Source organism: Bradyrhizobium sp. JHI2711, assembly GCF_056156565.1.
On record NZ_JBPZPT010000004.1, the window covers coordinates 251,013 to 268,891 of the forward strand.

Genomic DNA, 17,879 nt, shown 5'->3' on the forward strand with positions numbered 1-17,879 from the left:
TCCGGAACCGGGAACTTTCGGCAATCCTGCCGGTTCCAATTCCCGCCAATTTCCGATGCTCAATGGCAGGGCTTTGCGCGGGAGGGTGCGATGGTGCGACCGGTCATGGGAATTGCCGCGGTGGCCTTTGCCTGCATGCTTGCGGGGGCCGCGTTCGCGAAGGGCGGACACGGCGGCGGCCATGGAGGTGGCCATGGCGGCGGGCGCGGCGGCGGTCACCACGGCGGCCATGTCCGCGGCCACGGCGGCGGGCATGCGCATGGCGGGCATCATCGCGGGATGCGGTTCACAACCGGCGCCCGGCGTGGCGGCCCGAGCTTCGGCCAGATCCGCAATGCCGCGATACGGCCGGCGAACTTCCGCAACGCCTGGAACGCCAGCGCCTTCCGCAACGGCCGGCTGATCAGCAATCCGGCGGCCCGCGCGCAGATTGCCGCGGCGGCGGCACTCGCCGGCTGGAGCGGTGTAAGCAGCGGATGGTGGCAACATCCCGGCGGCGGCTACGGCTGGGTCGGGCCGCTGTTCTGGCCGTTCGCCTATAACGATCTCTACGATTACACGATCTGGGGCGACGGGCTCGGCTTCTGGGGCTACGGCTATCCGGACATCTATGCCGGCATTTTCGGCCCCTATGGCTATGATCGGCTATCGGCTTATCTGCCGCAGCAGCCGCAGGGACGGCGGCGGGCGCGCAGCGCGCCGCTCGATCAGCTCTGCGGCAGCGATCGCCGCGCCATCGTCGGCCTGCCGATCGATCAGATCGCAGCCGCGGTGCAGCCGACGAACGCGCAAGGCGCTGCTCTCGATGCGCTCGGCAACGCCTCGGTCGACGCGGCAGCGTTGATCCGCACCTCCTGTCCGACGCAGGCCGCGGCGACGGCGCCCGGCCGGCTCGCCGCCATGCAGCAGCGGGTCGAGGCGATGCAGAAGGCCGTCGATTTGGTTCAGCCTGCGCTGGACCAGTTCTATGGTTCGCTCAACGACGAGCAGAAGGCGCGCTTCAATGCGCTTGCCGACGATCAACGTCGTGCCGCGGCATCGAACAATGCGGGCGGATCGTCGGTGCAGACTTGCAGCCCGTCCGCCGCGTTCGATTGGCCCGGCGCCACGATCGAAGAACGGCTTCGTCCGAACGACACCCAGCGCGCGGCACTCCAGGTGCTCCAGGACACCAGCGCCAAAGTTAGCACGTCGCTCAAGCCGTCCTGCGAGCCCAATGAGGTGATGACGCCTCCGGCCCGCATGGCCGCGATCCGCAAGCGTCTCGATGTCATGCTGGACGGAATCAAGTCGGTCCGGGCGGCGCTCGATGATTTCTACGCCACGCTCAACGACGAGCAGAAGGCGCAGTTCGAGGCGATCGGCCCGCGCCGCATGTCCTGAACGCCGTGAGCAATTGAAAACCATTGGTGGGGCAATGAAGTGGTTCGCGAGGCGAGAGCCGGCAGACGTCTGGGACGAGCCGATCGGGGGGCCGCTCGGCGACATCGACGCAGCCGACCGGATTCGCAACATCTGCCAGGCTGCGCGGGCGATCGCCGAAGCCGCCGGCGCTTCGGCGCCGACCAGCACGCGCGAGCGCTATGAGCGCGCAGCCCGCGCTGCTATGGAGATCGCGATGAAGATCTCCGACGATCTGATGCGCGACGACGCCGTGCGCCGCATCGTGGATCTCTGCATGAAGGCTGAGGACATCAAGACGGCGCAGATCTTGTCGCGTGCGATCCAGGCAGGCTGGATTCGAGAAGCCGTGCTCCGGGACCATCCGGCCCTGTCGCAATGAGTTCGGCTCGCGCGATTGGCGCGAGCCGAATGTTGCTGGTGACGGACCGGCTCAGTATCTGCGGTAGCCACCGCTATTATGGTCGCCGCCGCGGCCGCCCATTCCCATGCCGAGGCCGATCCCCACGCCGATGCCGATGCCCTGCATCACGGCCTCCGGCGGCGGGCCGCGATCCGGCGGCGGCGCGCGCTCGTAGACCACTTGCTCGGACGGCGGCCGTCGCTTGGGCGGCGTCTCGACCACCTTGCGCTTCGGCGGGGTCTCGTCGACGCGCTTCTTGATCACGGGCGGGACCGGCGTTGCCGGGGTCGCGGGCGTCGAGCACGGGCAGGTCGGCGCCATCGCGACCGCGACGGGCGTCGCCGCGGCGGCCACGGGCACGGTGTAGTTGCGGTTCTGCACGCGCAGCAGCAGCCGGCGCGCGGTTGCCGCGAGATCGCTGTTGTCCCAGTTCGCGAGGTATGCCTCGAACGAGGCGCGGGTGTTGATCGCGGTGGCACGCTCCCACGCCAGCATCTGGCGACGCCGCTCCAGCACGGTGCGAAGGCGCGGCGTGCGCGTGTCCTGGGCGTACAGCTCGATATAGGCCTGATACGCCTCCACGGTGTCCTCGGTGATCACGAGCTCATAGGCGACCATGGCCGGCTTGCCCTGCAATGTCTTGCGCCAGTCCGCGACGCTGCGCGTGCCGCCGGCGAGCGCCATGGCGGATGCGCCGGGAAGAGCGGGCGTGCTGCCGCCGCTCTCGCCGAAGAACCTGAAATCGGTGGTCAGCGAGGAGCTTTCCCAGGGGATCTGCCGGCCGTCGGTCGACTGCGCCACCGCGACACGGATGCGCTTGAACATCTCCTCAATCGGCAGGTTCGGCTGCTTGGCGACGGTCAGCACGGCCGTCGTATAGGGGCTGTCGAGGCCGTTGCCGTCCTCGGCCTCGGCGCCGGGCGAGGTCGAATAGGAGATGAACGAGCCGGGAGCGCCGGCCTTGGTATCGACGATCGCAAGGCCGTGGCCGGCGCCGCTGAGCGCGGGGAACGGGTTGTTGCGGCAGGCATCGAGCATGAAGATGCGCGCCCGCGTCGGCAGCGCGCCGAGCGTGTTGAGCATGTCGTTCAGCCGCACGCCCTGCAGCGGGATGTCGGCCTCGCGCTTGGGGTCGAGATCGACAGGCACCAGATAGTTCTCGCCGTCGATCTGAAGGCCGTGGCCGGCATAGAACACCAGCGCGACGGTGTCGGGGCCGCTGGCACTGACCTTGCCGGCGAAGTCCGAGATCGCCGCGCGCATCTCGGTCTGCGCCAGATTGGCCGCCCTGGTGACGGTGAAGCCGGCACTGCCGAGCAGCTCCGTCATGCCCTTGGCGTCGTTGGCGGCGTTCGGCAGCTCCGGCACGGTGCGATAGGCCGATTGGCCGATCACCAGCGCAAGCCGCGCCTCAGCGGCCGCGTCCGTGGGCGTCATCAACTGGGTGAGTGCGAGAAGACCGGACGCAAGAAGCAAATTCGAAAAGACTGGACGGCGCATGATGTCACCTCCAACGGCAATGCGCACGATGATGGCACCTTTTCTAAGTCCGCGCCATGAGGGCGTCTGTGCGCTGGATCACGCAGGGGCCGCGGCAAAATGGGACAGGGTATCTGCCGGAGCCGTCCTTGTGCTAGACCTTTCGACCGCGCTGCCGCGGGCATTCGGCCAGTGAAGGAGTCTTGTCGTGAAGGTCCTGCTCGCGCACACCCCCGAGATGCGGCGCAATTATTACGGCGATCGCAGCCTGAACGGCCTGCGGGCGGCCGCCGAGGTGATTCTGCACGAGAAGGATGAGCCGCTGGACGCCGCCGGCTTGGTGCGCGCTGCGAAGGATGCCGACATCATCGTCGCCGACCGCATGACTGAAGGGCGCGGCGAGATCTTTGCGCAATTGCCGCGTCTGCGGGCCTTCGTCCGCTGCGCCGTCGACATCCGCAACGTCGACGTGGATGCGGCCTCGCAAGCCGGCGTGCTCGTGACCCGCGCCGGGCCCGGCTTCGTGCAGGCCGTGGCCGAGCTCGCGCTCGGCTTCATGGTCGACCTCTCCCGCGGCGTGTCGCGGACCACCGCAGATTACCAGGCAGGCCGCAAGCCGGAAGCACGGATGGGCCGCCAGCTCGCCGGCAGCCGGATCGGCATCATCGGCTACGGCAGCATCGGGCGCTACCTCGCCGAGATCGCAAAAGTGCTGCGCATGGAGGTATTGATCTCCGATCCCTTCGTAACCGTCAGCGATGCCGCGATCCGGCAGGTCGGTCTCGACGAGCTCCTCGCCGCATCGGACTATGTCGTCTGCCTCGCCATCGCCAACGAGCAGACCGAAAACCTGATCGGGGCGGCAGCCCTGGCGCGCATGCAGAAGCATGCCGTCTTCATCAATCTCTCGCGCGGCAATCTGGTCGACGAGGCCTCGCTGGCAGGCGCGCTGCGTGAGGGCCGCATCGCCGGCGCCGCCATGGATGTCGGCCGCGCGCCGGACCAGATGCCGACGCCCGGTCTTGCCAAGCTGCCGAATGTCATCGCGACGCCCCATGTCGGCGGGCTGACGCCGCAGGCCATCGAATACCAGTCGCTGGAGACCGTGCGACAGGTCGAGGCCATCGCGAGGGGAGAAATCCCGCAAGGCGCCGTCAACGCCGATCGCTGGACGCGGCGGCCGTGAAGGGTCTTAGAGCCGGTCCACCGCCTTGAACGTCCCGTCCTTCTGGATCACGGTCAGGAACACCTTCGGCGGCGTGTCGAGCATGCGTGTGCCGACGGTGACGATGCTGCCGCTGATGTCGAAACGGCCGGTATCGTTGATGGCGCGCAGCAGGCTGGCGCGGGTCGGATTGGGGCCGGCCTTTTCCAGCGCCGCGGCCGCAAGCCGGCCGGACAGATAGCCTTCCAGCGACACGAAATCCGGTGTCAGCGTCGGGTCGAACGCCTTCTGGGCCGCCTGGTAGTCGGCGACGAGCTTGAGCGAGCGGTCCCAGGGAAATGGCACCACCTGCGAGACGATGACGCCGTCGCCCTCAGGGCCGAGTTCCGCGGCGAGCGCAACGGCGCCGACGAAGGAGATGTTGACGAAGGTTGGACGAGCGCCGCCGCGGCGGGCGAGCTTGATGAACTCCGCGCACGGACCATAGGTCCCGACCATGACGATGGCTTCTGGGTCGGCGCGCTTGATCATGCGCCAGGCCTGGCCGACCGCGCGGGTGTTGCGCTCGTAAGTGCCCTCGGCGGCGAGTTCGAGCCCGCGCTTGGCGAGCGCCCGCTTCACGCCGACAAGCCCGTCGCGGCCGAAGGAATCGTCCTGGTAGAAGATGCCGATGCGGGTGAACTTGCGATCCTCGGTGAGATGCTTGATCCAGGCTTCCGCCTCCGCGCCGTAGCTGGCGCGGATGTTGACGACGTTCGGAAGCTCGAGATCGCGCAGGAACTCGGCGCCGGTGAACGGGCCGATGAAGGGCACGTTCCTGGAGCTGGTGATCGGTATCGTCGCCATCGCGGTCGGCGTGCCGACCGCACCGATCAGCGCGAACACCTTGTCGTCGTTGATCAAATGCAGCGTCTGCGCCACCGAACGGTCGGGGTCGTAGCCGTCGTCGCGGCTGATGAGCTGGAGCTTGCGGCCATGAACGCCGCCCTTGGCATTGGCCTCGGTGAATGCGGCGACGATGCCTTGCCGCATGCGCTGTCCCAGCGCGGAGGACGGGCCTTCCAGCGCCGCGGCCTGGCCGAACAGGATTGCATCCTCGCTGATGCCGGCCTCGTTGCCCCTCGCAACCAGCGTGGTCGCGGCCAGAAGCGCGATGGTCAGAACGACGGATCTCGCTGATCGAATTCGATGCATCGGGAGGCTTGCCGGATCCTTGAAAGAAACCTTGCGCAACATAGCCTTGCGAGGCTGAATAGCTCGCTAAGCGCCACGGCGCAGAGAGGCCGTATTACACCGGGGAAAACCGGCAACTTATGTCGAGAAAGCCGGGATCGCTCGTGCACTTCGTTAACTAATTTCCGCATTGCGGTACGACTGGTTTCCGAAATTGTGCACTTCTTAACCGCCGTCTTGTTCCGATAGCGGCACTGGCACCTCAACCAGAGGTTCGGTTCGTCGCGGACAGGGGACGGCGGCTTCAAGATGGGCGGTCGCGATCAGAACGATCAGGATCGGAGACGTAGAGGCGGATGGTGGCGTGCCGCGCCGCTGCTCGGGCTCTATCGTCCTGCGCTCGTCGCGGTCGGCGTCGGCCTGCTGTTCTCGATCGTGGGCGCTGCCGCCGTCGCACGGTGGGAAGATCGCGTCAACAGGATCGAGTTCGAGAACGCAGCCGAGACCCAGGCGATCGTCCTGCAGAACGGCATGAACGAGTACATATCGAGACTTCTCGCGCTGCGCACGTTGTTCGAATCGACCAACGAAGAAGTCACCCGCAGCGAATTCGAGACCTTCAGCGCCCGCCTGTTCGAGCGTCACCCCGGCATGCTGCGCATCTCCTGGTTGCCGCGGATCAACCGCAAGGAGCGCGCGGATTACGAGGCCGCGGCGATCCGGGACGGTGTGTCGAGCTATCACATCAAGGCGCTGCAGGGCGAGAGCTTCGTCATCGCGCCGCAGAGTGACGAATATTTTCCGGTGTTCTACTCGACGCAGCCGAAGACCTCGTCGGTTTACGGCATGGACTACACGACCGTTCCGGAGCGACGGGCGGTGCTGGAGCGCGCGCGCGACAACGATCGCGTCGCAGCCATGCGCACGCGCCTGTTCGGGCCGAAGGACAGCGACCGGCCGTCCTATGTCCTCGTCGTCGTTCCCGTCTACGCCAAGGGAACCTCGCGCGAGGAGATCGCGGACCGGCGCCGCAATATCGCCGGCGTCGTGGTCGGCGTCTTCGACCTGCCGCTGCTGATCCAGTCTATCCGCGTGACCACCGGAGCCAGCCCCGCGGTCAGCCTGACGGTCTTCCCGCCGTACACGGCGCAGATCGTCAGCCTCGAGCAGATGCTGCCGGATTATGCGTCGGCCGCCTCGGCGCTGCGGTCGATGCGGGACATCGCGCGGACCCTGCACTGGTCGGGCAGTCTCAAGATCGGCGACACCGATTGGCAGGTGCGGGCGGTTCCGACCGCCGGCGGTCCGCTGGCGACGACTTACGACCGCGCGGTTGCGGTCCTCGTCGTCGGCATGCTGCTGACGCTGTCGCTGTCGACCTATCTGATGCTCGCCAGCCGCAATTCGCGGCGGCTGTCGCTGGCGAACCGGCGCGTGCTCGAGCTTGCCCAGACCGACATCCTCACGGGATTGCCGAACCGCGCCTTTTTCCTCACCCGGCTCGACGAGATGAACGGCAAGTTGAGCGTGAGGGGCGAGCCCTTCGCGATCCTGATGCTCGACCTCGATCGCTTCAAGAACGTCAACGATTCCCTCGGCCACGCGGCCGGCGATGCGCTGCTGCGCCAGGTGGCGCAGCGGCTGAAATCCGCACTGCGCGCCAACGACGTGCTGGCGCGGCTCGGCGGCGACGAATTCGCCATCATCCAGCAAGCCGGCGAGCACCAGCGCGCCTGCTCGACCGATCTGGCGGCACGGATCGCCAAGCTCGTGAGCGAGCCGTTCCTGCTGCCCGGACACCGTGTCGAGATCGGCACCAGCATCGGCATCGCGATCGCGCCGGATCATGGCAGCGATCAGGAGCAGCTCCTGAAGAAAGCGGATCTCGCGCTCTACCGTTCGAAATCGGCCGGCCGCAACTGCTTCACCGTTTATGATGAGGCGATGTCGGCCGAGCTGGAGGCCCGCAACACGCTGGAAGGAGATCTGCGCGACGCCATCGCGCGCTGCCAGCTGGAGGTGCACTACCAGCCGTTCGTCGATGCCCTCAGCGGCGAACGACGCGGCTTCGAGGCGCTGGTGCGCTGGCGGCATCCGACGCGCGGCCTGATCCCTCCGGACCAGTTCATTGCGCTTGCGGAGGAGACCGGGCTGATCGTGCCGCTCGGCGAATTCGTGCTGCGGCGCGCCTGCGCGGACGCAGCCGGCTGGCCTGCCGATCTCATGATCGCCGTCAATCTTTCGCCGATCCAGTTCAAGGAAGCCGAGCTGTTCGACATGATCTGCGCGGCGCTCGCCGATTCCGGCCTGCCGCCGCAGCGGCTCGAGATCGAGATCACGGAATCCGTGCTGCTGGAGCGCGGCAGCGAGAATCATGCCTTCATGGAGCGGCTGAAGCAGCTCGGGGTCGAGCTCGCGCTCGATGATTTTGGCACCGGCTATTCCTCGCTCAGCTACCTGACCGCGTTCCCGTTCGACAAGATCAAGATCGACAAGTCGTTCATTCGCAATCTGACCCAGCAGCCGCGCTCTTCCGCCATCATCTCCTCGATCGTGACGCTGGCGCGCGGACTGGACATGTCGGTCACGGCCGAAGGCGTCGAGACGCGCGAGGAGTTCGACCGGCTGAAGGCGCTCGGCGTCAATTTTGCGCAAGGCTATCTGTTCGGCCGGCCGCATCCGATCGAGCGGATCCTGTTCGACGCGCCGGTCAAATCCTCACGGCTCGACGCCGCCTGAGCGCGCCCGAGGCATGCGCGAAAAGCGCTTGACCCGGACATCCCCGGATGGTCCGAAGAACCGTCTAGGGATGAAACAAGCATACAACATGCGGCTTCCGTTCTTCTACGGCTGGATCGTCGTCGCCGTGACCTTCGTCACCATGGCGATCGGCGTCAACGCGCGCACCGCCTTTTCGCTGTTCTTTCCACCCATCATCTCCGAGTTCGGCTGGGAGCGCGGCGTCACGGCGGGCGCCTTCTCCTTCGGCTTCTTGGTGTCGGGCGTGGTCAGCCCGCTGATCGGCCGCCTGATGGACCGCGCGGGTCCGCGCGCGGTGATGGAGCTCGGGGTCGTGCTGATGGGCGGCGGCCTTTTGCTGGCGCCGCTGACCAGCGCGCCGTGGCACCTCTATGTCACCATCGGCGTCATGGTCGGTGCCGGCAGCGTCTGTCTCGGCTATTCCGGCCAGTCGCTGTTCCTGCCGAACTGGTTCATCCGCAAGCGCGGCTTCGCCATCGGCATCGCTTTCGCCGGCGTCGGTATCGGCTCGGTGACGCTGCTGCCATGGGCGCAGCACATGATCGAGCAGACCGGCTGGCGCACCGCCTGCACCGCGATGGGCCTGCTCGTCCTGATCGCGCTGGCGCCGATCAACCTGCTGCTGCACAAGCGCCCGGAGGACATCGGGCTCCAGCCGGACGGCGATGCCGCCCCCGCCGCAGGCGCGGCAAGCCCGGTCTCCAACGTGGTCGATCACGTCTGGGTCAACACCGACTGGACGCTGCGGCGCGCCGTCGCGACCGCGCGGTTCTGGTGGATCGGGCTCGGCTATTTCTGCGGCCTGTACATCTGGTATGCGGTGCAGGTGCACCAGACCAAATTCCTGCTCGATGTCGGCTTCAGCCCCGGCGTTGCGGTGTGGGCGCTCGGAATGGTTAGCCTGCTCGGCATTCCCGGCCAGATCGTGCTGGGGCACGTCTCCGACCGCATCGGCAGGGAGTGGGTGTGGGCGATTAGTTGTGCGGGTTTCGTCATCTGCTTCGCCGCGCTGATCGCGCTGAAATATCAGGCTTCGCTCTGGCTGGTTTATCTGATGGTGTTCACGCAAGGCGCGCTCGGCTACGGCCTCACCTCGATCATGGGCGCGGTGGTGTTCGAGATCTTCCAGGGCAGGCACCAGGGCAGCATCTTCGGCACGATCATGCTCGCGGCGCTGGCGGGCGGTGCGGCCGGACCGTGGCTGACCGGCGTTCTCTATGATCGCGCCGGCGACTACACGCTCGCTTTCGCCCTCGCCATGGTCGTGAGCGGGGTGTCGGCGCTTGCGATCTGGCGGGCGGCGCCGGGCAAGGTGCGGGCCGTGGCCGGCCGGCTGCACAAGCTCAAAACGGCATCCGAATAGGTCCGGTACGCTTCAAGATACCTTCGGCATTTTCGCGGAGCGTTAATCATGCCGCCTCTTGGCGCGGCGCGACGGAACTGCAAAAACGTCTTGGACACCATCGGAGCATTAACCTCTCGCCGATTGCCGCATTTCCCGATGCCGCTGGTCCCGACGATGTCCGCCTCCGATCACCTTGCGACAGAAATTCCTGACGTGCTGCGCGCCGCGCTCGAGCGCGCCGACGACGGCATCGTCATCGTCGATGAGGCGCATCGCATCACCCACTTCAACCCCGCCGCGGAGCGGATCTGGAAGCTCGCCGCCGCCGAGGTGCTCGGCTGCGATGCCGCCGTCCTCACCCTCAAATGCCTAAGCGCCGGTGCGACCGCGGATTTCCGCGAGGAGATCAGCCTCGCGCGGCACGACGGCAGCCGTATCAAGGCGCAGATCGCGATGTCGTCGGCGACGGTCGACGGCGCGACCCATCACATCGTGTTCGCGCGCGACGTCACCCTCGATGCCGAACGCCGCGCCAGGATCGCACTTCTCCACGCGGTCTCCGACCAGACCAACCGCGTGGTGATCATCACTGACGTCGAGCAGAACATCGTCTACGTCAATTCCGCGTTCACGGCGCTGTTCGGCTATACCAGCGAGGAGGCCGAAGGCCGCCGCGCCGGTGAGCTCATTGCCGGCCGTCACACCGATCGCAAGGCGATTGCGAAGCTCGTCAAGCGGCTGATGCATGGCGGCCAGCGCGACGAGGCCGAGGTGCTCGTCTACGACAGGGCTGGTGAGGAGATCTGGGTCTCTGCCCGGATCGACGCCTTCCGCGACAAGAAAGGCCAGGTCAAGCACATCTTTGCGCTACTCGAGGACATCACCGAATCCCGGCAGCTGCGCTCGCTGCAGCAACTGATCATGGCGGCGCTCGCCGACGAGGCGCCGATCACCGAGATTGCCGATCGGCTGTGCCGCCGCGTCGAGCAGATCGCGCCCGGCGTCGTCTGCTCGCTGCTGCACGTCGATGCCGCCGGCTTGCTCCATCCGCTGGGCGGCCCGAGCTTGCCCGAGGACTATTCCCGTTCGCTCGACGGCATCGCGATCGGTCCCGAGGTCGGCACGTGCGGAACCGGAGCCTTCTACGGCATTCCGGTTCTGGTCGCCGACATCGATGCCGATCCGCGCTGGCAGCCCTACAAGGCGCGGCCGCTCGAAGTGGGCTTGCGCGCCTGCTGGTCGACGCCGATCAAGGCCAAGGACGGCCGGGTCATCGGCACCTTCGGCTTCTATTATCGCGAACCGCGGGCGCCGAGCCGATGGCACCGCCAGATCGTCGATGCCTGCGTCAACCTCGGCGCGTTCGCGATCGAGCGCAAGGAGGCGCGCGCCGAAATCGCGCGGCTCGCCTATCACGACATGCTCACCGGCCTGCCGAACCGCGCGCAGCTGCGCCACCTGATCACGACCGCGATCAATGCCTGTCCGACCGGAGGCCATGTCGCGCTCGCCTTCCTTGACGTCGATCATTTCAAGGACGTCAACGACACGCTCGGCCACGCCGCCGGCGACGAGCTCTTGATCCTGCTCGCGCAGCGCCTGCGCGAGCAGATCGGTCCCGACGACATGCTGGGACGGCTCGGCGGCGACGAGTTCGTCATCCTGCTGCCGCAACGCAATGCCGAGGCCGCTGAGCGCATCGCGGCCGGGATCACCGAGGCCCTGTCCGCACCGTTGCGGCTCGGATCGAAGCTGATGCCGATGTCCGCCAGCATCGGAATCAGCCTCTATCCGGATCACGCCACCGACATCGACACATTGATGCAGCAGGCGGACGCCGCCATGTACATGGCCAAGCAGGCCGGACGCTCGACGCATCGCCTCTTCAGTGCCGAGATGAACGTGCTCGCGGAGCAGCGGCTGGCGCTGATCGCGGCGTTGCGCCGCGCCGTCGCGGAAGGTGTGCTGAGCCTCAGCTATCAGCCGCAGATTCGCAGCTGCGACGGTGCGATCCACGGCGTCGAGGCGCTCGCGCGCTGGCGCGATGCCGTGCTCGGCGACGTCTCGCCGGCAAAGTTCATCCCGCTCGCCGAGGAATGCGGGCTGATCGAGCAGATCGGTATGTGGTCCGTGCGCGAGGCCTGCCGTCAGATGGCGAGCTGGCGCCGCGCCGGGCTCAACATCCCCTGCGTCTCGGTCAATCTGTCGCCGATCAATTTCCGCAACGTCACGCTGGCCGCGCGGCTCAAGGACATCCTGGCCGAGCACGATCTGCCGCCGGATGCGCTGATGCTGGAGATCACCGAAGGCGCGTTCATGCAGGACGGCGCCGCGGCGCTGGAGACGATGAACGCGATCCGCGAGCTCGGCGTCGGCCTCTCGGTGGACGATTTCGGCACCGGCTATTCCAGCCTCAGCCGGCTAGCGCATCTGCCGATCCGCGAGCTCAAGATCGACCGCAGTTTCATGCGCGACATCGAGCAGGACGCGGGCGCGCTCGCGATCGCCACCGCCATGGTCCGCGTCGGCCAGGGCCTCGGCATGAGCGTGGTCGCCGAGGGGGTCGAGACCGAGGGGCAGCGCAAGACGCTGGCCGAGCTAGGCTGCGACATCGTCCAGGGCTTCCTCTACGCGCCGCCCCTGCCGCCGGTCGCCTTCGAGCGCTGGCTGATCGAGCATTGCGCCGAGCAGGCGAGGGCGATGCTGGGGCGGCTGGACCTTGTGGCGGACAAGGTTGCCGTGAAGCAGTCGGCGTAGCCGCCTTTGAGCGGTAGGAACGCATCAGCGACCGGCGGCAGAACGGGCTTCGCTAGAGCATCGAAAGCACGACAATGCCTTCCTCGAGCTCTCCTGAAGCCAGGCGCGCCCGCGCCATGCGCTCGAACTCCGCGCGATGCTTCTGTAGATAGCTGAAGGCCTGCTTCTGCGTGTTGAATGTCGTTGCAAGCCGGCAAATCTGCCGATTTGCGCCGGACGCGAGAAAGAATGTGATGGTTCCGTGATCTGGCTTTATGCGAGGCACGATCTGCACTCTCCGGCATGGGATCGGCACTTCAGATTTCGCAGGCGGCGTTGAAGACGGCTATCGCGCCAACTTCCTTGTCCGCTTCTTGAGCTTAGGCACCGGCAAAGTCGATCGAAGAGCTTCATCGGCCGCTTCCCTCGCCTGGCGCGCCTCTCGAAGTCGCGCCATGTTCTTGCGAACCTCGATGGCTTGCCTTTCCACGTCCGCCAATGCCCGCGCGCCCTCTTCGGCGGCCAGGCGCTTGCGATCGGAACGTGTAATGCTTTCGGGTGACGGCTCTGCCGGCTTCTTGCTGCTCATCGTTCACCCGGATCCGCAAAGACTAAACCCGCTCAATCCAGGGATTGAGCGGGCAAAGCGACCGTTTCAGTACATCCGTGAAACGGCGCAACGATCTCAAGCCAGCGAGAGGTTCTCGGCGCTGGCTTTGCCTCGCATCTTGTCGGTCTTGATCTCGAAGTTGACCTGTTGGCCTTCGCCGAGACCGGCAAGCCCAGCCCTTTCAACGGCGCTGATGTGAACGAACACATCGTTGCCACCGTCGTTTGGCTGGATGAAACCGAAGCCCTTTTGGCCGTTAAACCACTTGACCGTACCTGTCGTCATTGTCTTCTCCAAAGCGCGCGAGCGCATCCCGCGCGACGATCGCGCGGTTACCTTCAACTTCGTCGATGTCTTTGGAAAAGGAGCCCGCGGGCGCATTCAACAAGGCACAGCGGCTAATCGAACAAGCGGAATATATATGATTTTCACGCATTTGCAAGGAGCAAAGCCAATTTGTTTTCTGCGAAATGGTTCTTCTGTTCCGATCGTGGCGCTGTGCGTGTGTCAGTCGATCCGCGAGCAAAGGTGTAATCGATTGACAGCGCAGCACGACAATGGTCACGTGACGCCACCAAGCTGCTCGCTGTGACAAGCAGATCGGCTCGTCCGAAGCCGCGACCAATGTCGCGGCCCATCCCCTCACACATAGCAATGAAGCTCCTGCGCAATTGGCTGCCCTGCAGGACGTGTCGCATTCGCAGCCTGGAGCCAGGAGGATCAATTGCACGTACTCGTCAGAGACAACAATGTTGAGCAGGCACTGCGCGTTCTCAAGAAGAAGATGCAGCGCGAGGGCGTCTTCCGGGAGATGAAGCAGCGACGGTCCTACGAAAAGCCGTCGGAGAGAAAGACGCGCGAGAAGTCCGAGGCCATTCGCCGCGCCCGCAAACTCGCTCGCAAGCAGGCGATCAGGGAAGGATTGCTGCCCGCGCCGCCGAAAAAGAAACCTTTCGAGCGCAAGCCGCCCTTGCCGGAGATCAAGGCAAGGCCGGAATAGCAACGATCTGCTTTCCGGTCGCAGGCTGTCTTGCTTGGGCCGAGATCCTATCGACTGAAATCGATGCCTCGCAGCACGATGCCGGGCGGGGTACCTTCGAATTCTGTGGCGCGATACTTGTTCGCAGCGCATGCTTCGATGCGATCCCGCAGACGGGCGAATTGGGCTTCCCGCTGCTCGGGCCTGACTTGCGGGCCCCGCTCGAGATCGTCCATCGCGGAGGTCGAAATCGCGCAAGGAATCTCCCTGGCGCCGTCATGCATCGAGAACCGTACGATCATCCGCTCGTATTCATGGCCGATAAAGCGGCCGCTCGTCAGTGTCATGGCCCACTCCATTGCACGTCGGCTTCCTGGCTCGCGCCGACACGCGCGTAGAATACAGGCGGCCGTCGCTCGGCTCAGCCGTCCCCGGACAGCCGTGCGAAATCGTCGAACAGCGCCGACACGAGCGCGCGGTGGCGCGTGTCCTCTGCCGGGAGACTCGCAGCATAGAGGTTGAGCAGATGGCGCGCCTTCACCGCGGCCTCCTGCCAGGACGCAGCGGGCACCGTCATCATGCGGTGCTCGAGATCGGCCTCGCGCTCGCGCAACTCCCTGACATGGGCTTCGACCTCGGCCAGCGCGCGGCGCAGGTCGGTGGCCTTCTGCGCGGCCATGCCACGGTGCTTGTCGAGATCGACCGGCCGGTCATTCATTGACGATGCTCGCGTCCGCTGCTTGCGCATTCGCAAGATCGACAGAGCCGATCGACAGTACCTCCATGGTACCGCGCGCGCCCTCGGCGGGCACAGTGATCATGGTGGCAATTCGGCGATAGGCGGCGAAAGTCAAGCCGTCGATCGTCTCCTCATCCGTGACGACCTCGTAGGTGCCCGCCGGCAAGATGCGCGCGATGCCGCGGATTTGGAAGGGATGCCTGAAGATGACGGTCTCTCGCCGCGAGCGGATGGTCATGCACGCCTGCCTTTCGCAAGTGAAGCCCCAACCGGTGCCGGCTGCTACGACCATGCGCCTTTGGCGCGCCAATAGCCAGCACTATCGTCTGCGCACCGACAAACGCTATTGCCACGGAGCGAGGCTGGCCCGCGACGCATTTACTGCTCGCTATTGGTTCGGCGTGAGCGTAGGCTCGTTGCCATCACCGCGCTTCTCAACGGCATCGACCGGTGACTGAGGGTCACGTGTGCTCCCGCCGAAGGCTTCGCGGGAGCGTTCGATGTCGCGTGTTCGCATCTCGGAATGGATCGTGCCGCCGGTGATCGTTCCGCTGTTTCTTCTGCTTCTCGTGTGCGCCGCTGCGGTGCTCAATGGCTAGGACAACACGCGTGCCGTATCTGGTCAGCGGCACCAACGAATACGGCAGCTCCAATCTCGGCCGCGGAACTGCGACGGTCGCGCTGCGTCTGGCGGAAAAGCTGCTGCGCGAGGGCTACATGGACGTCAGGGTCTGCACTCCGCGCGGCCGTGTCCTGCAGCCGAATGAATTCGACGAACTCAAACCAGCAAGGGAAAGCGACATGGCAAAGGGCCAGCAACGTGGCAACCGCGAAGCCAAGAAGCCGAAGAAGGAAAAGGCCAAGGTGATCGCCGCGGCCCCGTCCCGCAAGGAGGCCGCCTGGCAACCGGATTTCGGACCTGCAAAGAAGAAGTAGGGAGGAGCTGCCGCCGAGCAGGCGGTGAAACAGCCCAAGCAAGGCAATCGCATTTGAACTTTGCAGAGGTCGTCATGCCCGGGCTTGTCCCGGGCATCCACGTTCTTTGTGGTGCGTAGAAAGGCGTCATGGCCGGGACAAGCCCGGCCATGACGCTGTGGAGACAGTCGGTGCTGCGCTAGGCCGGGGCCAATCCCGTCCTGCGCCGGAGATCCGTGATCGCGCGCAGGAAACTGTCGGCCGGTGTCGTCTCGGGGTCGATCAGCCGGTGCAGGCGAAAGCCGTCTTCCAGCGCGAGCACGACGGAGGCGATCCAGGGCGGGTTCAGATTGACGTTGCGCCCGTTGCTCTTCGATGTCGCCTCGATGATGTCGGCGACCAGCTTGCGCCGCGCGCGCAGGCGTTTGGCGAGCTCCGGGCGGCGCTTTTCGGCCCGCGCCACGAACAGGATCATCTCCATGTGCAGCAGGGGCGAGCGGCCGAGCGGATCCTGGCGGCTGCGGTCCATCGTCTTCAACGCCGCGATGAAGTCGTCGAGATTGTCGTGCTGCGCCAGGATGTCCATGTTGCGCCGGATCGACTGCGCGACATGGTCCTCGAGCATGGCGATGATCAATTCGTCCTTGCTCTTGAAGTTCGAATAGAACGCGCCGCGGGTGAAGCCCGCCGCCGCCGCGATCGCCTCGATGCTGGCGCCGCCGATGCCGTCCGCCTCGAACACGCGCGCGGCCGCCTCGAACAGCGCCTCGCGTGTGTCGTCCCTGGTCGGCCTGGTTCTCACCCTTGACATCGGCGCAGCTTAGGGCAGAATGCAACTCGATACAACAATGTATCGAGTTGATAATTTACAGGGATGGTTACGCCGGGCGATGGGGCAGCCTTGCGTATGCGTGTCGTGCGGCAATCGATCCGAGGTCACCATGAACGAGCAAGTGCAACCCGCTGGCGGACCGCTGTTCAACCCGCTCTCGCCGGATTTCATCCGCGATCCCTATCCGCACTATGAACGGCTGCGCACGGTCGATCCGATCCATGTGACGCCGTTCGGCCAATACGTCGCCAGCCGTCACGCCGACGTCAGCCTCGTGCTGCGTGACAAGCGCTTCGGCAAGGATTTCGTCGAGCGCACCACGCGCCGCTACGGCCCGGAGATCATGAAGGAGCCGGTGTTTCGCAGCATGAGCTACTGGATGCTGCAAGCCGATCCGCCGGACCACACCCGCCTGCGCGGCCTGGTCGTGAAGGCCTTCACCGCCCGCCGGGTCGAGGACATGCGGCCGCGGATCCAGGAGATCGTCGACCAGGCGATCGATGCCGTGATCGAGCGCGGCCACATGGACCTGATCGAGGATTTCGCCTTCCGCCTGCCCGTCACCATCATCTGCGACATGCTCGGCATCCCCGAGGAGCATCGCGAAGTGTTCTACAAGAGCTCGCGCGACGGCGGACGGCTGCTCGACCCCGTGCCGCTCTCGCCGGAGGAGATCCGCCAGGGCAACGCCGCCAACCTGATGGCGCAGATGTATTTCCAGCAGCTGTTCGAGCTGCGCCGCAACAATCCCGGCGACGACCTCATCACCCAGCTGGTGCAGGCCGAGGAGGACGGCAACAAGCTCACCAACGAGGAGCTGACCGCCAACATCATCCTGCTGTTCGGCGCAGGCCACGAGACCACGGTCAACCTGATCGGCAACGGCCTGCTCGCGCTCCACCGCAACCCGGATCAGCTTGCGCTCCTGAAAGCGAAACCGGAGCTGATGACGAACGCGATCGAGGAGTTCCTGCGCTATGATTCCTCGGTGCAGATGACCGGGCGCGTCACGCTGGAGGAGATCGAGGACCTCGGCGGCGTGACGATCCCCAAGGGCGAGACCGTGCTGTGCCTGCTCGGCTCGGCCAACCGCGATGGCGCGGTCTACCCCGACAGGCCCGACCGGCTGGACGTCACCCGGGCGAACGTCAAGCCGCTGTCGTTCGGCGGCGGCATCCATTTCTGCCTGGGGGCCCAATTGGCGCGGATCGAGGCCGAGATCGCCATCGCCACGCTGCTGCGGCGGCTGCCGGATTTGCGCATCGACGACATCGAGACCCCGGAATGGCGGCCGACCTTCGTGCTGCGCGGGCTGAGGCGGCTGCCGGCGAGCTGGTGAGGG

Annotated in this window: 19 protein-coding genes; 10 read left to right on the forward strand and 9 right to left on the reverse strand. The window is 65.8% G+C overall.

All coding sequences use genetic code 11. The features are described from left to right. Positions 1–90 precede the first annotated feature (90 nt). Together ACTEK7_RS28640 and ACTEK7_RS28645 are read left to right on the forward strand one after the other, a co-directional pair. On the forward strand, positions 91–1,383 hold the full coding sequence (locus ACTEK7_RS28640) for a Spy/CpxP family protein refolding chaperone (protein ID WP_225147820.1): 1,293 nt from the start codon (positions 91–93) through the stop codon (positions 1,381–1,383). A gap of 34 nt (positions 1,384–1,417) precedes the next feature. Continuing rightward, positions 1,418–1,783, forward strand: coding sequence for a hypothetical protein (locus tag ACTEK7_RS28645; RefSeq protein WP_036006488.1), 366 nt, complete (start codon positions 1,418–1,420; stop codon positions 1,781–1,783). A gap of 51 nt (positions 1,784–1,834) precedes the next feature. On the opposite strand, the gene ACTEK7_RS28650 is transcribed toward ACTEK7_RS28645, so the two are convergent. Continuing rightward, positions 1,835–3,304: a caspase family protein gene (locus tag ACTEK7_RS28650; RefSeq protein WP_225147819.1), complete on the reverse strand. Its 1,470-nt coding sequence runs from the start codon at positions 3,302–3,304 to the stop codon at positions 1,835–1,837. Positions 3,305–3,491: 187 nt separating this feature from the next. Between ACTEK7_RS28650 and ACTEK7_RS28655 the strand changes: the two genes are divergently transcribed. Beyond that, positions 3,492–4,469 carry a hydroxyacid dehydrogenase gene (locus tag ACTEK7_RS28655; protein WP_225147818.1) on the forward strand — a complete coding sequence of 326 codons (978 nt, stop codon included), beginning with the start codon at positions 3,492–3,494 and terminating at the stop codon, positions 4,467–4,469. 6 nt (positions 4,470–4,475) lie between these two features. On the opposite strand, the gene ACTEK7_RS28660 is transcribed toward ACTEK7_RS28655, so the two are convergent. After that, complete coding sequence (locus tag ACTEK7_RS28660; RefSeq protein WP_225147817.1) at positions 4,476–5,642, reverse strand: ABC transporter substrate-binding protein; 1,167 nt, start codon at positions 5,640–5,642, stop codon at positions 4,476–4,478. A 288-nt stretch (positions 5,643–5,930) separates the two neighbouring features. Between ACTEK7_RS28660 and ACTEK7_RS28665 the strand changes: the two genes are divergently transcribed. The 3 genes from ACTEK7_RS28665 to ACTEK7_RS28675 all read left to right on the forward strand — a co-directional run bounded on the left by ACTEK7_RS28665 (position 5,931) and on the right by ACTEK7_RS28675 (position 12,483). Then, on the forward strand, positions 5,931–8,360 hold the full coding sequence (locus ACTEK7_RS28665) for a bifunctional diguanylate cyclase/phosphodiesterase (protein ID WP_225147816.1): 2,430 nt from the start codon (positions 5,931–5,933) through the stop codon (positions 8,358–8,360). An 88-nt stretch (positions 8,361–8,448) separates the two neighbouring features. Continuing rightward, on the forward strand, positions 8,449–9,744 hold the full coding sequence (locus tag ACTEK7_RS28670; RefSeq protein ID WP_225147896.1) for an MFS transporter: 1,296 nt from the start codon (positions 8,449–8,451) through the stop codon (positions 9,742–9,744). Positions 9,745–9,900: 156 nt separating this feature from the next. After that, complete coding sequence (locus tag ACTEK7_RS28675; RefSeq protein ID WP_225147815.1) at positions 9,901–12,483, forward strand: EAL domain-containing protein; 2,583 nt, start codon at positions 9,901–9,903, stop codon at positions 12,481–12,483. A 52-nt stretch (positions 12,484–12,535) separates the two neighbouring features. Here the strand turns inward: ACTEK7_RS28675 and ACTEK7_RS28680 are convergent, their stop codons facing one another. The 3 genes from ACTEK7_RS28680 to ACTEK7_RS28690 all read right to left on the reverse strand — a co-directional run bounded on the left by ACTEK7_RS28680 (position 12,536) and on the right by ACTEK7_RS28690 (position 13,357). Next, positions 12,536–12,757, reverse strand: a complete 222-nt coding sequence (locus ACTEK7_RS28680) for a hypothetical protein (RefSeq protein WP_225147814.1) — start codon at positions 12,755–12,757, stop codon at positions 12,536–12,538. Positions 12,758–12,808: 51 nt separating this feature from the next. Next, the gene (locus ACTEK7_RS28685; RefSeq protein ID WP_225114925.1) at positions 12,809–13,051 is read right to left on the reverse strand and encodes a transcriptional regulator; all 243 of its coding nucleotides are present in this window, start codon (positions 13,049–13,051) and stop codon (positions 12,809–12,811) included. A gap of 96 nt (positions 13,052–13,147) precedes the next feature. Next, entirely contained in the window at positions 13,148–13,357 is a 210-nt protein-coding gene (locus ACTEK7_RS28690) for a cold-shock protein (protein ID WP_036006545.1), read from the reverse strand. Here ACTEK7_RS28690 and ACTEK7_RS28695 point away from each other — a divergent pair. Continuing rightward, positions 13,338–13,664, forward strand: a complete 327-nt coding sequence (locus tag ACTEK7_RS28695) for a hypothetical protein (RefSeq protein WP_225147813.1) — start codon at positions 13,338–13,340, stop codon at positions 13,662–13,664. The two genes, ACTEK7_RS28690 and ACTEK7_RS28695, sit on opposite strands and share 20 nt — an antisense overlap. A gap of 132 nt (positions 13,665–13,796) precedes the next feature. Then, entirely contained in the window at positions 13,797–14,072 is a 276-nt protein-coding gene (gene rpsU / locus ACTEK7_RS28700; RefSeq protein ID WP_025038058.1) for a 30S ribosomal protein S21, read from the forward strand. 47 nt (positions 14,073–14,119) lie between these two features. Here the strand turns inward: rpsU and ACTEK7_RS28705 are convergent, their stop codons facing one another. The 3 genes from ACTEK7_RS28705 to ACTEK7_RS28715 all read right to left on the reverse strand — a co-directional run bounded on the left by ACTEK7_RS28705 (position 14,120) and on the right by ACTEK7_RS28715 (position 15,028). Continuing rightward, a complete protein-coding gene (locus ACTEK7_RS28705; protein ID WP_036006513.1) occupies positions 14,120–14,398 on the reverse strand; it encodes a DUF1488 family protein in 279 nt (92 codons plus the stop codon). 74 nt (positions 14,399–14,472) lie between these two features. Next, positions 14,473–14,769 carry a hypothetical protein gene (locus tag ACTEK7_RS28710; RefSeq protein ID WP_225147812.1) on the reverse strand — a complete coding sequence of 99 codons (297 nt, stop codon included), beginning with the start codon at positions 14,767–14,769 and terminating at the stop codon, positions 14,473–14,475. Next, complete coding sequence (locus ACTEK7_RS28715) at positions 14,762–15,028, reverse strand: hypothetical protein (protein WP_225147811.1); 267 nt, start codon at positions 15,026–15,028, stop codon at positions 14,762–14,764. The genes ACTEK7_RS28710 and ACTEK7_RS28715 overlap by 8 nt, the downstream gene beginning before the upstream one ends. Positions 15,029–15,399: 371 nt before the next feature. Between ACTEK7_RS28715 and ACTEK7_RS28720 the strand changes: the two genes are divergently transcribed. Then, positions 15,400–15,726 carry a hypothetical protein gene (locus tag ACTEK7_RS28720; RefSeq protein ID WP_063822466.1) on the forward strand — a complete coding sequence of 109 codons (327 nt, stop codon included), beginning with the start codon at positions 15,400–15,402 and terminating at the stop codon, positions 15,724–15,726. A gap of 178 nt (positions 15,727–15,904) precedes the next feature. On the opposite strand, the gene ACTEK7_RS28725 is transcribed toward ACTEK7_RS28720, so the two are convergent. Further along, positions 15,905–16,516, reverse strand: coding sequence for a TetR/AcrR family transcriptional regulator (locus tag ACTEK7_RS28725; protein WP_225147810.1), 612 nt, complete (start codon positions 16,514–16,516; stop codon positions 15,905–15,907). A gap of 130 nt (positions 16,517–16,646) precedes the next feature. Here ACTEK7_RS28725 and ACTEK7_RS28730 point away from each other — a divergent pair, with 130 nt between their 5' ends. Then, on the forward strand, positions 16,647–17,876 hold the full coding sequence (locus ACTEK7_RS28730; protein ID WP_225147809.1) for a cytochrome P450: 1,230 nt from the start codon (positions 16,647–16,649) through the stop codon (positions 17,874–17,876). Positions 17,877–17,879 lie beyond the last annotated feature (3 nt).

Excerpts from the sequence above, each read along its gene's own strand:
- ACTEK7_RS28640 (WP_225147820.1), top strand. The coding sequence starts at position 91 with ATGGTGCGACCGGTCATGGGAATTGCCGCGGTGGCCTTTGCCTGCATG.
- ACTEK7_RS28645 (WP_036006488.1), top strand. The coding sequence starts at position 1,418 with ATGAAGTGGTTCGCGAGGCGAGAGCCGGCAGACGTCTGGGACGAGCCG.
- ACTEK7_RS28650 (WP_225147819.1), bottom strand. The coding sequence starts at position 3,304 with ATGCGCCGTCCAGTCTTTTCGAATTTGCTTCTTGCGTCCGGTCTTCTC.
- ACTEK7_RS28660 (WP_225147817.1), bottom strand. The coding sequence starts at position 5,642 with ATGCATCGAATTCGATCAGCGAGATCCGTCGTTCTGACCATCGCGCTT.
- ACTEK7_RS28665 (WP_225147816.1), top strand. The coding sequence starts at position 5,931 with ATGGGCGGTCGCGATCAGAACGATCAGGATCGGAGACGTAGAGGCGGA.
- ACTEK7_RS28670 (WP_225147896.1), top strand. The coding sequence starts at position 8,449 with ATGCGGCTTCCGTTCTTCTACGGCTGGATCGTCGTCGCCGTGACCTTC.
- ACTEK7_RS28675 (WP_225147815.1), top strand. The coding sequence starts at position 9,901 with ATGTCCGCCTCCGATCACCTTGCGACAGAAATTCCTGACGTGCTGCGC.
- ACTEK7_RS28685 (WP_225114925.1), bottom strand. The coding sequence starts at position 13,051 with ATGAGCAGCAAGAAGCCGGCAGAGCCGTCACCCGAAAGCATTACACGT.
- ACTEK7_RS28690 (WP_036006545.1), bottom strand. The coding sequence starts at position 13,357 with ATGACGACAGGTACGGTCAAGTGGTTTAACGGCCAAAAGGGCTTCGGT.
- ACTEK7_RS28705 (WP_036006513.1), bottom strand. The coding sequence starts at position 14,398 with ATGACACTGACGAGCGGCCGCTTTATCGGCCATGAATACGAGCGGATG.
- ACTEK7_RS28710 (WP_225147812.1), bottom strand. The coding sequence starts at position 14,769 with ATGAATGACCGGCCGGTCGATCTCGACAAGCACCGTGGCATGGCCGCG.
- ACTEK7_RS28715 (WP_225147811.1), bottom strand. The coding sequence starts at position 15,028 with ATGACCATCCGCTCGCGGCGAGAGACCGTCATCTTCAGGCATCCCTTC.
- ACTEK7_RS28725 (WP_225147810.1), bottom strand. The coding sequence starts at position 16,516 with ATGTCAAGGGTGAGAACCAGGCCGACCAGGGACGACACACGCGAGGCG.
- ACTEK7_RS28730 (WP_225147809.1), top strand. The coding sequence starts at position 16,647 with ATGAACGAGCAAGTGCAACCCGCTGGCGGACCGCTGTTCAACCCGCTC.